The 14,238-nt window shown below is 62.2% G+C and carries 11 protein-coding genes; 8 read left to right on the forward strand and 3 right to left on the reverse strand.

Annotated features, from left to right (window positions below; genetic code table 11):
• Nucleotides 1-547: 547 nt before the first annotated feature.
• Together LKX83_RS14980 and LKX83_RS34390 are read left to right on the forward strand one after the other, a co-directional pair.
• Entirely contained in the window at nt 548-1,210 is a 663-nt protein-coding gene (locus LKX83_RS14980) for a response regulator transcription factor (RefSeq protein WP_227883090.1), read from the forward strand.
• Entirely contained in the window at nt 1,197-4,517 is a 3,321-nt protein-coding gene (locus LKX83_RS34390) for an ATP-binding protein (RefSeq protein ID WP_227883091.1), read from the forward strand. The genes LKX83_RS14980 and LKX83_RS34390 overlap by 14 nt, the downstream gene beginning before the upstream one ends.
• Nucleotides 4,518-5,344: 827 nt before the next feature.
• On the opposite strand, the gene LKX83_RS14990 is transcribed toward LKX83_RS34390, so the two are convergent.
• Entirely contained in the window at nt 5,345-6,226 is an 882-nt protein-coding gene (locus LKX83_RS14990; RefSeq protein ID WP_227883092.1) for a helix-turn-helix transcriptional regulator, read from the reverse strand.
• 154 nt (nt 6,227-6,380) lie between these two features.
• On the opposite strand from LKX83_RS14990, the gene LKX83_RS14995 reads away from it, so the two are divergent.
• The 4 genes from LKX83_RS14995 to cdaS all read left to right on the forward strand — a co-directional run bounded on the left by LKX83_RS14995 (nt 6,381) and on the right by cdaS (nt 9,421).
• Entirely contained in the window at nt 6,381-7,778 is a 1,398-nt protein-coding gene (locus tag LKX83_RS14995) for an MATE family efflux transporter (RefSeq protein ID WP_227883177.1), read from the forward strand.
• 60 nt (nt 7,779-7,838) lie between these two features.
• Nucleotides 7,839-8,177, forward strand: coding sequence for a L,D-transpeptidase (locus tag LKX83_RS15000; RefSeq protein WP_227883093.1), 339 nt, complete (start codon nt 7,839-7,841; stop codon nt 8,175-8,177).
• A 96-nt stretch (nt 8,178-8,273) separates the two neighbouring features.
• Nucleotides 8,274-8,771 (forward strand): hypothetical protein, encoded by a 498-nt coding sequence (locus LKX83_RS15005; protein WP_227883094.1) that lies wholly within the window; start codon nt 8,274-8,276, stop codon nt 8,769-8,771.
• A 29-nt stretch (nt 8,772-8,800) separates the two neighbouring features.
• Nucleotides 8,801-9,421 carry a sporulation-specific diadenylate cyclase CdaS gene (gene cdaS / locus LKX83_RS15010; RefSeq protein WP_227883095.1) on the forward strand — a complete coding sequence of 207 codons (621 nt, stop codon included), beginning with the start codon at nt 8,801-8,803 and terminating at the stop codon, nt 9,419-9,421.
• A gap of 223 nt (nt 9,422-9,644) precedes the next feature.
• Here cdaS and LKX83_RS15015 read toward each other — a convergent pair whose 3' ends face one another.
• Nucleotides 9,645-10,721 (reverse strand): lactonase family protein, encoded by a 1,077-nt coding sequence (locus LKX83_RS15015; protein ID WP_227883096.1) that lies wholly within the window; start codon nt 10,719-10,721, stop codon nt 9,645-9,647.
• A 124-nt stretch (nt 10,722-10,845) separates the two neighbouring features.
• Nucleotides 10,846-11,889 (reverse strand): DUF3221 domain-containing protein, encoded by a 1,044-nt coding sequence (locus LKX83_RS15020; RefSeq protein ID WP_227883097.1) that lies wholly within the window; start codon nt 11,887-11,889, stop codon nt 10,846-10,848.
• Between the two features lie 172 nt (nt 11,890-12,061).
• Between LKX83_RS15020 and LKX83_RS15025 the strand changes: the two genes are divergently transcribed.
• Entirely contained in the window at nt 12,062-12,664 is a 603-nt protein-coding gene (locus tag LKX83_RS15025; protein WP_227883098.1) for a TetR/AcrR family transcriptional regulator, read from the forward strand.
• A gap of 70 nt (nt 12,665-12,734) precedes the next feature.
• Nucleotides 12,735-14,183, forward strand: a complete 1,449-nt coding sequence (locus LKX83_RS15030) for an MFS transporter (RefSeq protein ID WP_227883099.1) — start codon at nt 12,735-12,737, stop codon at nt 14,181-14,183.
• The last annotated feature ends 55 nt before the right edge of the window (nt 14,184-14,238 follow it).

The raw sequence follows: 14,238 nt of genomic DNA on the forward strand, positions 1-14,238 counted from the left end.
CAGGGCGAATGTATGGATCTCCGAGCGATCGGCGTCATCCAGGGCGAATGTATGGATCTCCGAGCGATCGGCGTCATCCAGGGCGAATGTATGGTAAGTTTTCCCGCTCATCCGCCATATGAAGCCGAATGAACGCAAGGTGCGGTATTTGCTCCCGCTCATCGCACGCTCGGCCTCACTTTCCCCGGAATGTACGATACTTTTTCCCACTCATCCGTTACCCGACGCCGAAATGACGCCATGTGCGGAACGTTTTACTGCTTTCCGCTCGACCAACGCAGTCCTAGCCAAATATACAGATCTTTTCCCCCTCATCCGCCGCCTGACGCCCGAAACGGATGCGTACACCTTAGATGCCGCCGCCGTTGCCGACCGCGCTTCATGACTTTCGTCATCGTGCTCATGTGACGACAACGGGTAGAAACGTGACGCGAGTCCCAACGGTCATGCGCCCGGTCACCGCTTTGCCCAAACCCCTATTCGCGGTGTGGCGCCGTCTGTTACTATCAAAATGAAGCGAGGACGTTCGATCGAAAGAGGGGCTCCCATGATCCGCATCGTCATTGCCGACGATCAGCGCCTGATGCGCGAAGGGCTGCAGACGATCCTGCAATTGGAGGAAGATATGGACGTCGTCTTCAACGCCGAAAATGGCCGAGAAGCTTACGAGGCGGCGGGACGCTGCCGGCCCCACATCGTCTTGATGGACGTCAAAATGCCGGTGATGGACGGAGTCGAAGCGCTGAAGCTGATCAAGCGGGATTATCCCCATATCGTCGTGCTGATGCTGACGACGTTCGCCGAGGAGAAGATCATCGTAGACGCGCTGGCGAGCGGGGCTAACGGCTTCTTGCTGAAAGACTTCGCAGCCGATCGCGTCGTCCGGACGGTGCGCGACGCGATTGCGGGAGAGCTGCTGCTGCCGCCGCTGGTCGCAGCCAAGCTGGCGGCCCGGGTCGCTTCGCAAATCGCCTACGACTTCGATGAGGCCAAGCTGAGCGGGCAGGGACTGGTCTTCACCGACCGGGAACGCAAGATCATCCTGCTGCTGGTCGAAGGCTATACGAACAAACAGATCGCGGCCACCCTGTTCATGAGCGAAGGGACCGTTCGCAACTATGTCAGCGTCATCTACGGCAAGATCGGCACGAACGACCGGCGGGCTGCCGCCGATTGGCTAAAGGAGCTGCTGCTGCGTGCCCGCCTCTAAACGACGTTTTCCATTTCTGGCAAAGGCGCTGGCGCTCGTCGCCGCGTCCCTGACGGCGCTTCTCGTGCCTCTGGCGCTGAAAGGCTCGCATGCCGTCTCCGAGGGCGCGATCATCGCCTCTTACGAAAAAGATTGGAGCGTCCTTTGGGGAGAACGCGCCCAGGACGGCCAAGAGGATTGGAAGCCGCTGAACAACGCGGAAAAACGGGGTTTCGCCGATTACCGGGGGATCGTCTGGCTGCGGCGGGACATGCCGAAGCTCCATACGGCGGACCCAAACGTCACGCTGATTTATGCCAAATCCTTCGAAGTTTACGAGAACGGCAAGCGGCTGTTCAGCTATAACATGGAACATCCAGATCCCTACCTGAATCCCGACATGTCCATGCAAATCGCCAAGCTGACGCCAGGCGACCAGCCGCGCGAGCTCGCCTTCAAGATCCGCTGGGACCGGCATCCCCTGCCGCCCGTCTGGCATATCATCGCCGACCGCCGCATGCTGGACCGCCTAATCGTGCAAAACGACTCGCTGTACGCGGTGTTCAGCGTCCTGTTCTCCGCAGCGGCGGCCGTATCGCTGCTCGTCTATCTTCGGCGCCGCTCCGAAGCGCTATACGCATGGTTTGCGCTCATCACGGCCTGTGCGGGCGTCGGCTTCTTCTCGAACCTGGTATCCACCCGGGTCTTTCTTGATTTGCCCGTCTCCCATCTGTCCTATTTCCGCGACCTGCTCCTCCCGCTCGGCATCGTGGGCTTCATCGGCTTTTACGGCGGGGCGCTGCGCGGTTCTTACACCCGGCTGTACCGCGCGTTGACGGCGGGCGCCCTTGCTTATACAGGCATAGCCGCTTGGCTTTCCCTGATCGACAGTCATCTGTACCAGGCCAGCATTCTGCAGTGGCCCGTCTTTATCGTGCTTCCGCTCTGCGGCCTCATGTCCTATACGCTCGTCCGCAGCCGGCGCAAGCTGCTCCGGGAGAATCCGAACGAATTCCGCTGGCTGTCGTTCGGCTTTGCGGCGTTGTTCGTCGGCGTTTTCGGTTATTTGTTCTTGACGAACGCCGACGCGCTCTTCGGGGACAGCTTGGAGTTTATGCTGCCTATGCCGGTCTACTACGCGATCGCATACGCGCTGCCCCTCGGCCTGTTTATGTTTATCGGCAGCTTGCTCATCGTCCTGCTAGGGCGCTATGCAGGCGTCTACCGCTCGCTGCAGCGCAACGCCGAGCGACTTGCGGCGGCCAACCGGGAGCTATCGGCGCTGTCCCGGCTGAAGGACGACTTCCTCAGTCACACGTCGCATGAGCTGCGCACGCCGCTTCATGGCATCTCCGGACTCACGGAAGCCATGCTGGACGGCGCCGCCGGCCCCGTCGGCGGCGAGATGGAGCGCAACCTGCGGCTTGTCCGAGACAGCGCCGAGCGGCTCCTGCATCTGGTCAACGACATTCTCGATCTGGACCGGCTGCGGAACGACGACATCAAGCTGAGACTCGCCCCCGTCGATGCGGTCGCCGCCTGCGAGACCGTCGCCGCCGCGCTGGCGCCGCTAGCCGCGCGCCAGCAGCTGAGGCTGTCGGTGGAGCGGACTCCGGCGACGGACGAAGGCGGCTTGCCGCTCACGGCGCTTGCCGACGCGGCCCGCTTGGAGCAGATGCTGTACAACCTGGTCGGCAATGCCATCCGATATACCAAAGCGGGCGAAGTGCGGATCGCGGTGTCCGGCGAAGCGGACCGGATCGTCGTCTCCGTCGCGGACAGCGGTCCGGGCATTCCGCCGGAGCGGGCAGAGACGCTGTTCGAGCCGTTCGGCGCGCCAGCGGCGGAATATGGCGGCGGCATGGGCCTCGGCTTGCCCATAACGAGCCGGCTGGCCAGCTTGCACGGCACGGCCCTGTCCGTCGTTTCGCGTCCGGGCGAGGGGACGACAATCTCCTTCGGCTTGCCCTATGCCGACAAGGACGCAGCGGACGAAGCGGATGAGAAAATGGTGCCGGAGCTCCTCGCGCACACCGGGATGCTGCAGGATTCGGCCAGCCGACTTGCGGAAGGGACCGAACCCCCACAGAACGGCCTGCAGCCGAAAGAGGAGAATGGCCGAATCCGGGAAGACGGCATCCTCCCTCTTTCCTTGGCCCCTTCTCGGCCAGACGACACCCCGCATGAAGGGACCGAGGCCGGCTCGATCGCGGCCGGACGGGAACGGCCGACCCTCCTTCTCGCCGACGACGAACCGGTCAATCTCGAGGTACTCCGCCACTTTTTGCGGCACGCCGACTATCGCCTGATTACCGCCGGCAACGGCGTCGAAGCGCTCGCCGCCGTCATGGACGGCCAGATCAAGCCCGACCTGGTGCTGCTCGACGTCTTGATGCCGGGGATGACCGGCTATGACGTTTGCCGACGCATACGCGAACGATGGAGTCCGAGCGAGCTGCCGATCATCCTCCTCTCCGCGTACCACCGGATCGACCGGCTGACGCTCGGCTTCGACGCCGGCGCCAACGACTATTTGACCAAACCCTTCACCCAAGGCGAGCTCCTCGCGCGGATCGAGATCCAGCTGAAGCTCGCTCAGTTCCACCATTCGCTCGAAGACCTGGTACGTCGGAGGACGCTGGAGCTGGAGGAAGCCAATCATCACCTCGCCGGATCCGTGCGAGAGACGGCGGAGGCGCTGGCGGAAGTCTCCGTTCTCGAGGAGCGCAACCGCATCGCGCACGATATGCACGACCTCGTCGGCCACTCGCTGACGGCGGCGATCGTCCAGATCGAAGCGGCCAAAAAGCTGGCGGATCGCGATCTGGCGAAGTCGGTCGAACGTCTGAACGCCGCCGGCGAGATGGTCCGCAAAGGACTGAACGACGTGCGCCGGACGGTGCGGATGCTCAAAGAAGACGATGTCGAGTTCGACTTGCTCACCGCCGTGAAGGAGCTGATCCGCGAGAGCGCCGTGCAAACGGGCGCGTTTTTCGCTTATAAGCCGCAGCCGCTCCCGTCTCTCAGCCCCCTCCTTCAGAAGGTGGTCTACCACGCGCTGATGGAGGGCATTACGAACGGCCTTCGCCACGGGCGCTGCGACACCTTTTGGTTCGAGCTTTGGGCGGCGGAAGACCGGCTTGAGTTCGACCTGTCCAACAATGGACTGCCTTTCGGCACGGCCAAGCCCGGCTTCGGCCTCAGCGCGATGATGGAGCGCGTGCACCTGCTCGGCGGCACCGTCCGCATCGGCGAGACGGAGGATGGCGGCGGCTGCCGCCTCCGAATCACGCTGCCGCTGGACGTGCAGGAAGAGCAAGGCGCTTAGCGTGACGCGATCGGCTGCGGTGCGGGGGCGGAGGCTTGCGGGCAGGGAAATAGTTGATATTTCGACGATGTCAGGGGCTAGAGAGCTCGTAGGCAGGGAGTTCGTCGATTTTTTCGACGATGTCAGAGACGAGAGGGCTCGTAGGTAGGGAGTTCGTCGACTTTTTCGACGATGTCAGAGACGAGGAGGCTCGTAGGCGGGGAGTTCGTCGATTTTTTCGACGATGTCAGGGGCTGGAGGGCTCGTAGGCGGAGATTTAGTCAATTTTCACGGCGATCTCGAGACTACGAGTTTTGTAAGGACAGCGTTACTCGGTTTTTCCGCTTAACTCGCACTCCCGGACACCAGCGAACGTAAAGCTACTCGGTTTTTCCGCACAACGCCAGGCTGCGAGGGCTTGGAGGGACAGCGCTGCTCGGTTTTTCCGCATATCTCGCACTCCCGGACACCAGCGAACGCAAAGTTACTCGGTTTTTCCGCATAACTCCAAGCTACGAGGACTTGTAGGGGCAGCGTTGCTCGGTTTTTCCGCATATCTCGCACTCCCGGACGCCAGCGAACGCAAAGTTACTCGGTTTTTCCGCACAACTCCAAGCTGCGAGGACTTGGAGGGACAGCGCTGCTCGGTTTTTCCGCTTAACTCGCACTCCCGGACACCAGCGAACGCGAAGTTACTCCGTTTTTCCGCACAACTCCAAGCTGCGAGGACTTGTAGGGACTGCGTTACTCGGTTTTTCTGCACAACATCTCGATCAGGGCTGCCCGAGGGTCGTCAACGACTCGTCGGGCAGCCCTTACCGCGCGTTTGTCCGCATTCGCGGCAACCTTCACCCCTGCGCGAACCGCTGCCTGTACTTGCGCGGAGAGAGGCCTTCCACTTTGAGGAAGCTGGAGCTGAAGTACGGCGCCTGGTTAAAGCCGACCTCCTCGGCGATGCGGGCGATCGTGTAATCCGTCTGCATCAGCAGCAGCTTGCTCTGCTCGATCCGGTACCGCAGCAAGTATTCGGTCGGCGAGCAACCGTACTCCCGCTGCATGCAGCGCGCGATGTAGACGGGGTGGAACCGCAGACTTTCGCCGAGCTTCTGTGCCGTGATCTCCTCGCGGTAATGGCTGCGCAAGTAAGCGGCTGCCTGCTCCGCGCAGGAGGTGCCCGGCGAAGACCGCTCGGGCGCGACGCAGGCGGCCAACTGCTGCACGATCTCCTGAAACAACAGCTGCTGCTTGAGCTTGGCGGCTCCGAGGTGGGCCGACGGCGCCAGCTGGACGAGCTGCTGCAGCGTCTCGATCGTCTTGACCGGCTGCAGCAGCTTGGCGTACTGTGGGAGCTGAAGCGGAAACGTCCGCGTCGCGAACTGCACGGATGGAGAGTTGACATCGATCGGCACATGATAGCCTGACGTTTCCAGCGTGTCGGTCGCCGTCCAGCTTCCCGTCGTCTGAAAATGCAGCCAATAGTAGGAGGTCAGCTCCCTACAGCCTTCCGTCCCGTAGTGGTACCGGTCCGGTCGCAGGATGAGCGACTCGCCGACGCCTACCTCGAACCTCCGGTCCTCCTCGCCCATGAAGAGGCGTCCGCGGTTCACGACGAGCAGATCGAAAATCTGTACGTTGCGGCGGTTCATATGCCGATGTCCCGGCTCGAAGTCGGTATGCCCGCTCACGATGTAGTGCGGCAGCGGAGGCACCGTGAATTCCAGCAGATTCACCTCTCCCCTCCTCCCTATTGAGGTTTGTAAATTGAAAGTTTCGGTTGGAAATCTGACACATGCCTCCCAGTATAGCATCTATAATTTGTTCTGACTATGAACATGGCAACAGAGCCTCATCATATCGACACCAAGGGAAAGCAGGAGGGTTTCAATCTTGAAAGCAAATTCCAATCCATACGGCCTGTGGATGCTCGCGTGGCCGATCTTTATAGAAGTGTTCTTGCAGGCGCTGCTCGGCATGGCGGATACGATCATGGTCAGCCGCATCTCCGACGACGCCGTGGCGGTGGTCGGGCTCGCCGGACAGCTGTTCAACGCGCTCACCACGCTGTTCATGACGATCTCGGGCGGGGCCGGCATCCTAATCGCCCAGCGGCTGGGCGCGAAGCGCGGCGAGGACGCCCGCACGATCGGCATCATGTCGGTCACGATCAGCACGGGCATCGGCCTTTTGATCAGCACCGTCCTGTATCTGATACCGGTGCCGCTCGCGCGTCTTCTGCACGTCTCCGAAGAACTGATCCCGCTGTGGAAAACCTACGTCGCCTACTTCGGCGGCGGGATGTTCCTGACGGCGATGATCGCCAGCCTCAGCACCTCCATTCGCAACACAGGCAATACGCGCGCGCCCATGTTCGTCGGAATCGGGATGAACGCGCTGCACATTTTTCTGAATTACGTATTCATCTTTGGTTCTTTCGGCATGCCGAAGCTGGGTCTCGCCGGCGTGACGATCTCCGGCAACGCGAGCCGGCTGCTTGCCGTATTCGTGCTGCTGTACCTGTTCCTAAATACGTTCGAACGCAAAATCCGGCTGCGGGACTTCTGGGTGTGGAGCACCGGCCTGTTCAAAGAAATATTGCGCATCGGCTGGCCGCTCGGCGTCAATATGTCCTGCTGGGTGTTCTCCCAGCTCGCGATCTATTCGTATCTGGCGCAGCTCGGAGCCAAGGAACTGGCGGCCCGGACGTACATGAACACGCTCGAATCGTTCTGCTTTATGCTCGGCTACGCCTTTGCGCTCGCGGTCCAGATCCAGATCGCCCATCTGTACGGGGCGGGCAAAACGCGCGAGGCTTACCGCAGCGCCTACCGCGCGCTGTATATCGGATTGGCGGTCGTGACCGCCAACGCGCTGCTCCTGTACCTGCTCGGCCACGCGCTGCTCGGCATGTTCACCTCGGACGCCGACATCGTCGCCATGGGCGTCTCCCTGCTCGCGCTCAATCTGCTGCTGCAGCCGTGCAAAATGCTCAACATGGCCATCGGCAATTCGCTGAACGCCGTCGGGGATACCCGCTATACGATGTACACCGCCATCGGCTCGATGTCGATCATCGCGACCGGCTGCTCGTATTGGCTCGGCATCGGCGCTGGCTGGGGGCTGATCGGCATCTACTGCTGCATGATCGCGGACGAGATGGTGCGGGGACTCCTCGTGCTCGTCCGCTGGCGCGGCCAGAAGTTCCTCCGCAAGGCGGAAGCCTCTGACAGACCTGCCGGTCCTTCTTCCCGCGGACAACAGAAAGGACTTCCGATGTCCGTCTAGCCAAGTTGGGCTGACCCGATCCCCTCCCCCGTCATACGCTGGCGGAAGGAGGGGATTCGCATGCCGGTCTACCGGATCATCGTCGATATCGGCGAACGCACGCTGTATCTGCTCGACGGGGACAGGGTCGTGGACCAATACCCGGTCGGGGTGGGCAAGATGGTCACCCGGACGCCGACCGGCGATTTTCGCATCATCAACAAGGAGCCCAATCCCGGCGGACCGTTCGGCGCGATGTGGATGGGACTGTCCAAGCCGCATTACGGCATTCACGGCACGAACGACCCGTCCTCGATCGGCCGGATGGTGTCGCACGGCTGCATCCGCATGTACAACGAAGACGTGCTGAAGCTCGCCTCGCTCGTCCCGATCGGGACCCGCGTGACGATTCGGCCGTAGCTACATTAACGTTTTCTGATAAACGTGCTTCGGTCCGCGATCTTTGGTACGATGGGGAAACCAAACCCTGAATTCCATAGAAAGGACGGGCTCCCGATGAACGAGACAACCGAGAACTCGTCGCTAGAGCTGGAAGAAGTCGCGGAGCTGTTCAGACTGGTCTATCCGGCGTTTATCGTCGAGATCGAACGCGCCGAAGCAACCCGCGGCCAGCTGAAAGAATTCCACCTCGCCATGGCCGCGGAGCACGCCAAAAACAGCGTGCGCATCCTGGGCTGGGACAGCCGCAGGACGCTGAACGCCATTTTCGAGACATACAAAGACATCTACCTGCTCAAGGGGCGAATCGCTGCGGACATGTGGGCCAGAGAAACGTTCGGCTGCACCCCCGAAGTCGCCATCCACGATCCGGAAGGGGCGCGCGCGCTGGAGGAAAAGATCGAAGCGATGCAGCTCCTCATCCAGGACAAGGAGGCCGAACTGCTGCACCTGTACCGGGAAATTCACATGCTTCAGGAGATGTACGCGATCAAGAATCAGCCGGTCGTCACCGTAAAAGGAATAACGCCCAGCGACGAGGGAGAACCTTCCTAAGTGAACGACTTGCGAGGGACGTGAACCGGATGGCATGGAGCGGGCAGAGCGAAGATTGCGACTTTTCCCCCATGAAGGAAATGATCAAGACCAATCTGACGGAGCTCGCCGCCGAGCTCCAGGAGAGCATCGGAAGGATCGACAGCGAGGGGCAATGCCTGCTGGAGCGGTTCGAACAATTCGGTCGCCGCTTCCAGCGGGTGCAATCCGTGGCGGGCAGCTTTTATTTGAATTGCTATCTGTCCCCTTTCACCGAACGGTACAACGAGCTTACGCTGAGCCTCCGGCATCTGTCCAAGCGGAAGATCGGGGCGCTCATCGTCGTGCAGCGGGACGACTTGCTCGCGGACTTTCTGCACAACGGCATTCCCGTCGGCGCCTCGGTCTCGCACTTGCTGCTCGAATCGTTGTTTCACCCGGGCAGCCCGCTCCACGACGGCGCCGTTCTCGTCCAGGGCAACGCCATCGTCAGCGCGGCCAATGTGCTGCCGCTCTCGGCGATCCACGTCCACCAAAAGATGGGCACGCGCCATCGCGCGGCCGTCGGGCTGTCCGAGCGCAGCGACGCCATCGTCCTCGTCGTGTCCGAGGAGACTGGAGCGACGTCGTTCGCCGCAAACGGCCACCTTTACCCGGTCCTGCTCCATTGAAGAGGAGCAGGGCTTTTTTTGTTTACGTTGACGTTACAACGATGCAGCGGCGGATTCGGGTGTTGCGACTACATATCAAACTCGCATACATGCCAAAAGGCTTGCCCGATCGATAAACCGGGCAAGCCTTTCAACGTGCGCTTCCTTCACGTGCAAATACTATCCGTTGGGGAGCACAATGCGTTTCGTCAACGGGCACAAAGCCAAGGATGTTCCCAGACGATTAAATGCGTTCCAGCAGACGGATGCAGACCGGCTTGCGCATCGGGTAGCCGGACTCCGTCAGCGTCGGATAGCCGTCCTCGTCGACGGAGAGCACCGCGATCCAGTCGGTATCCTGATTGGCCGAGAGGATCCAGCGGCCGTCCGGGAGCGGCAGGAAGTTACGCGGCGTCTTGCCGCCGGACGGCGTATGGCCGATCGGCTCCAGCAGGCCGTCCGCGCCGACGCGGAACGAGGCGATGCTGTCGTGGCCGCGGTTGGAACCGTAGACGAAGCGTCCGTCGCGGGAAACGGCCACCTCCGCGCAGTAGCTCTTCCCGGCGAACGCCTCCGGCAGCGTGGACAGCGTTTGGAGGTGCGTCAAGGCGCCTTCAGCCGCGTCCAAGGCAAATACGTCGATCGCGCTGGACAACTCCTCGATGACATAGACGAACGGCCGCGTCGGATGGATCGCCAGATGGCGCGGGCCGGCGCCGGGGACGACCTTGGTCTCGCGATGGAGCAGCAGCTCTCCCCGCTGCCGGTCGAGCCGGTACGTATACACCGTATCCGTGCCGAGATCATTGGCCAGATAAAAGTCCGTGCCCGGTACCGGATAGATCGCGTGCGGGTGCGGGCCTTCCTGGCGATCCGCGTTTACGCTGCTCCCCTTATGATCGAGCTTTTGCGAAAGAGCGCCCAGCGCGCCGTCCGACCCGATCGGGTAAATGGAGATCGAGCCTCCGCTGTAGTTGACGAGCAGCAGCCAGTCGCCAGACGGATCGAGAGACAGATGGCACGGATGATCGCCGAGCGTCGGTTGACGGTTGATCTCCGTCAACCGGCCGTCGTCCGGGTCGACGCGAACGGCGACGACCGCGCCGCCCTGCGCGTTCCCGTCGCCGGTCTCGCTGACGACGTACAACGTGCTGCGACGGGCGTCGTAGGCGAGAAAGGAAGGGCTTTCAATGCCGGTCAGACTTTGCTCTTGCTGCAGCTTGCCGGATTCGGGGTCGAACGTGAACAACCGCACGCCCGCCTCGGCGGCGGAGCCGTAAGAACCGACGAACAAGGGATAAGAGCGGGACTCCTGCGTCATGCTGGACCTCCTACTAGGTTTCGTTTCTGCTAGCATACTTGGGGCGTCGTAAGGAAGTCAACACGGTTGCTGCTCCAGATCCCGGTTGCGTGACGCAGATCCCTCTCTCGAACTCGCCGGCAATTCAGCTAATCCAAGTCGTCTTCGCCGCCGTCACAAGCCAACGCCCGTCCTTTCGCTCCAGCGCAACTTCCATTCCGCTTCCCCCTTTGGGCGAGCGATAGACGCTGCCGGTCAGGACGGCTTGATTCGCCTTCACGACCGCATCGTCCACCTTCAGCAGCACCCCGTCCGGCAGTCCGCCGGATTCATCGGTCTTGCCGTCTTCCTTCAGCTGCTCCAACGTCGCGGCGATCGCCTCCACCCCGCGCATAGCGCCAAGCGCGGCCAGGACTGCTTGTTGTTCCTGGACGGATGGCGCCCGTTCGCCCCAAACGACGGCGGCATAGCGGATGTAGCTCCCCGTCTCCACGCCCGCCGCCGTCAGAAAGGCGTCCATCGCGAGCGCGTACATCTCGGCTGGGGAGCCAGCCGGTGCTTCCACGGAAACCTTTTCGTCCGCCCGTCCCGTCCGATCGTCAACGCGAAGCTTCGCCATTCCCTCTCCTCCGCCGCCCGCGATCTCGACCGTCCAGATGGACGAGGCGGCATCGAACGCGACCGACTTCACGACGGGCGCCAACCTCGCGTATCGTGCGGCCGCAGGTGATTCGAGCGCCGCGCGGATCGCCTCCGCTTCGGTCCGCTTCGCTCCGTCCGGCCGGACCTCGTCCGCGACTTCGACGCGCTCCGCGCGGGCTTGTCCCGGGTAAGACTCGTCGATCATGGTCGTCCATACCTGAACCCGGCGGCCGACTTTGGCCTCGGAGGGGGCGCCGGTAAACCAAATCGCCTCGTAATACTCGTTCCTGCCTCCCTGTGCGCCGAAGTGCTTGGCGACAGGCGTGACTACCAGCATGCGGCCGCCGTCCCGCCGCACGACGAAGCCGTCCAAAGTCGGCTTGGACGTCTCTTGCTCCATCATCGGCGAAGCGACCGTCTCTGCGCTCGCCGACCCCAAGCCGCGATCTCCGCCCGCGACGGAGCTGCCGCCGCAGCCGGCCAGCGCCGCAACCAGCGCCGTCCCGGCCAGCGCGAGCGCCGTCGTCTTCCGCAGGTTCCGTTTCATCGCTCCCGCCCCCTGTTCCCAGTCTCTCCTCCCTAGACGGATTCCGAGCGGGAATGGTTGCGGGCGATTGGAGCCTTGACATTTCATGGAGCGCATCCTAAGATAGGAGAACGATAGTTAGCATTCACTAACAAACCAACAATGAGCGTTCCTTGAGAAAGGAGGGTTGCGCATGATGACGAATGCCGATCGAGGAGGCAAACGCGGCACCAAGGATCGCCTGCTGTACGCGGCCGTCGATCTGATCGCCGAACAAGGCTACAAGGGCACCACGACCAAAGAAATCGCCGCCGCCGCCAGCGTAAGCGAGATGACGCTGTTCCGGCACTTCGGCAGCAAGCAGAGCCTGCTCGAGGAAGCGCTCGACCGGTTTCACTACGCCGGCGAGATGCGCAAAATCTTTGCAGAGAAGCTAGTAGGCGACCTCTACACCGATCTCCGCTACGTCGCCGCCGCCTATCACGAGATCATGCATCGCAATCGCAAGATTTTGCATATTATCATGAAGGAAGGCAAGCAGATCCCCGGCTTCGTCGCCCGCGCGCACAAGCATCCCCAGGCCCTTCGGGAGATGCTGACGGACTATTTGAAACGCCTGCAGCGGGAGGGCAAGATCATCCCGATCGACGCCGTAACACATTCGGCTGCGTTTCTGTGGATGCAGCACGGCGCCTTTCTGAACAACCAGCCGGGCAGCTCCGACATTGCGGACATTCCCATCGCCGACTTCGTCGAGAGCAGCGTTCAGCTGTTCGCTAGGGCTTTGACGCCCTAGTTTTTTTAACACGAAAATGTTAGTGAACGCTAACCAACACTCACATGAAACGGAAAGAGGGTTTTCTCCCATGGCAACAGAACCGTCATCTCTCCGCGCAGCCCGAACGGCTGCCGGCGCGGGCGCTCCAGGCGCCGCCGATTCCGGCAATGTCGACAAGCTTGTCCGGCTGCTCTGCTTTATTCTGCTTTTCTCGGTCATGAACGCCACGATGTTCAACATCGCGCTGCCGGAGATTTCCCGGGCGTTTCATCTACTCCCGTCCGAAGCCGGCTGGGTCGTTACCGGCTACTCCATCATCTATGCAGTCGGATCGCTTACTTACGGCAAACTCGCCGATAAATACCCGCTGCGCAGGCTGCTCACCATCGGACTTCTGCTGTTCGCCGCCGGCTCGATCCTCGGATTCGCGTCGCAGAACTATCCGATGGTGCTTGCCGCCCGCTTCATCCAGTCCGCCGGGGCCTCCTCCATTCCGGCGCTCGCGACGATCATCCCGATCCGTTTGTTCGCGCCGGAACGCCGGGGCCGGGTGCTCGGCGTCATCGCATCGGCGATCGCCTTTGCTTCGGGCGTCGGCCCAATCGTCGGCGGCTTCGTCTCGGGCTGGCTGGACTGGCGCTTCCTGTTCCTCATCTCCGTCGGCACCCTCGCGACGCTGCCCTTTCTGCGCCGCTGGCTGCCCAGGGAAGAGGTCCGGCCCGGCCGGTTCGACCTCCCGGGCGCCGTCCTGCTGGCCGGGGCGATGGCGACCGCCATGCTGGGCATCACCCGTTGGAACGGCTGGCTCCTCGCGGCCGGCGCCGTGCTGCTCGCGCTGTTCGTCGTCCGCGTCCGCACGTCCTCGCATCCGTTCATCCAGCCGGCCGTCTTCCGCAGCGGCGGCTTCCGCGCGGGACTGACCATCGGCTTTCTGACCTTGGGCGCGGCCTTCGCCGTGACGTTCCTGACGCCGATGATGCTGAGCGCGGCCTACGGGGCGAGCACCACCGAGATCGGCCTTATCCTGTTCCCGGCGGCGATGAGCGCCGCGCTCCTCGGCCGCTACGGCGGGAAGATGACCGACCTGAAAGGCAGCCTGCCGATGATCGTCTGCGCGCTCAGCCTTCTGATCGTCGGCATGCTCGCGCTTTCGTCCGTCAGCGGTTATGCCGTCTGGATCGTCTCGCTCTGCCTCATTTTCTGCAACGTGGGGATCTCTTTCTACCAAGCGTCCATGACCAAGCTGCTCGCCGCCACGCTGCCCGCAGAGCAAACCGGCGTCGGCATGGGCGTCGTCTCGCTGTCGAACTTCATGTCCGGCGCGGTCACGGGGGCGATCGTGAGCAAAATCGCGGACGGCGCTTCGGCCGGTACACCGTTCAACCCGCTGGCGCGCGCAGGCGCCGCCTCGCTGTTCAGCAACGTCTATCTCGGTCTGGCCGCGGTGACGCTGCTGAGCCTCGCGCTCGTCTATTTCGCCTTCGTCCGAACGCCAAAAGCCCAGGCGACGTCCGGGACCGTCAAGTCCCGCGCCTGAGCTTTCGCTCCGACCAACGACAGAGCCGCCGGAATCCGAATCGATCCCGGCGGCT

Origin of the sequence: Cohnella baijiui, assembly GCF_020731285.1 — a bacterium.
Taxonomy (GTDB): domain Bacteria; phylum Bacillota; class Bacilli; order Paenibacillales; family Paenibacillaceae; genus Cohnella.

What these genes read in the sequence shown, in the direction of transcription:
- LKX83_RS14980 (WP_227883090.1), top strand. Translation starts at nt 548, where the DNA reads ATGATCCGCATCGTCATTGCCGACGATCAGCGCCTGATGCGCGAAGGG.
- LKX83_RS15000 (WP_227883093.1), top strand. Translation starts at nt 7,839, where the DNA reads ATGCCGGTCTACCGGATCATCGTCGATATCGGCGAACGCACGCTGTAT.
- LKX83_RS15005 (WP_227883094.1), top strand. Translation starts at nt 8,274, where the DNA reads ATGAACGAGACAACCGAGAACTCGTCGCTAGAGCTGGAAGAAGTCGCG.
- cdaS (WP_227883095.1), top strand. Translation starts at nt 8,801, where the DNA reads ATGGCATGGAGCGGGCAGAGCGAAGATTGCGACTTTTCCCCCATGAAG.
- LKX83_RS15015 (WP_227883096.1), bottom strand. Translation starts at nt 10,721, where the DNA reads ATGACGCAGGAGTCCCGCTCTTATCCCTTGTTCGTCGGTTCTTACGGC.
- LKX83_RS15020 (WP_227883097.1), bottom strand. Translation starts at nt 11,889, where the DNA reads ATGAAACGGAACCTGCGGAAGACGACGGCGCTCGCGCTGGCCGGGACG.
- LKX83_RS15025 (WP_227883098.1), top strand. Translation starts at nt 12,062, where the DNA reads ATGATGACGAATGCCGATCGAGGAGGCAAACGCGGCACCAAGGATCGC.
- LKX83_RS15030 (WP_227883099.1), top strand. Translation starts at nt 12,735, where the DNA reads ATGGCAACAGAACCGTCATCTCTCCGCGCAGCCCGAACGGCTGCCGGC.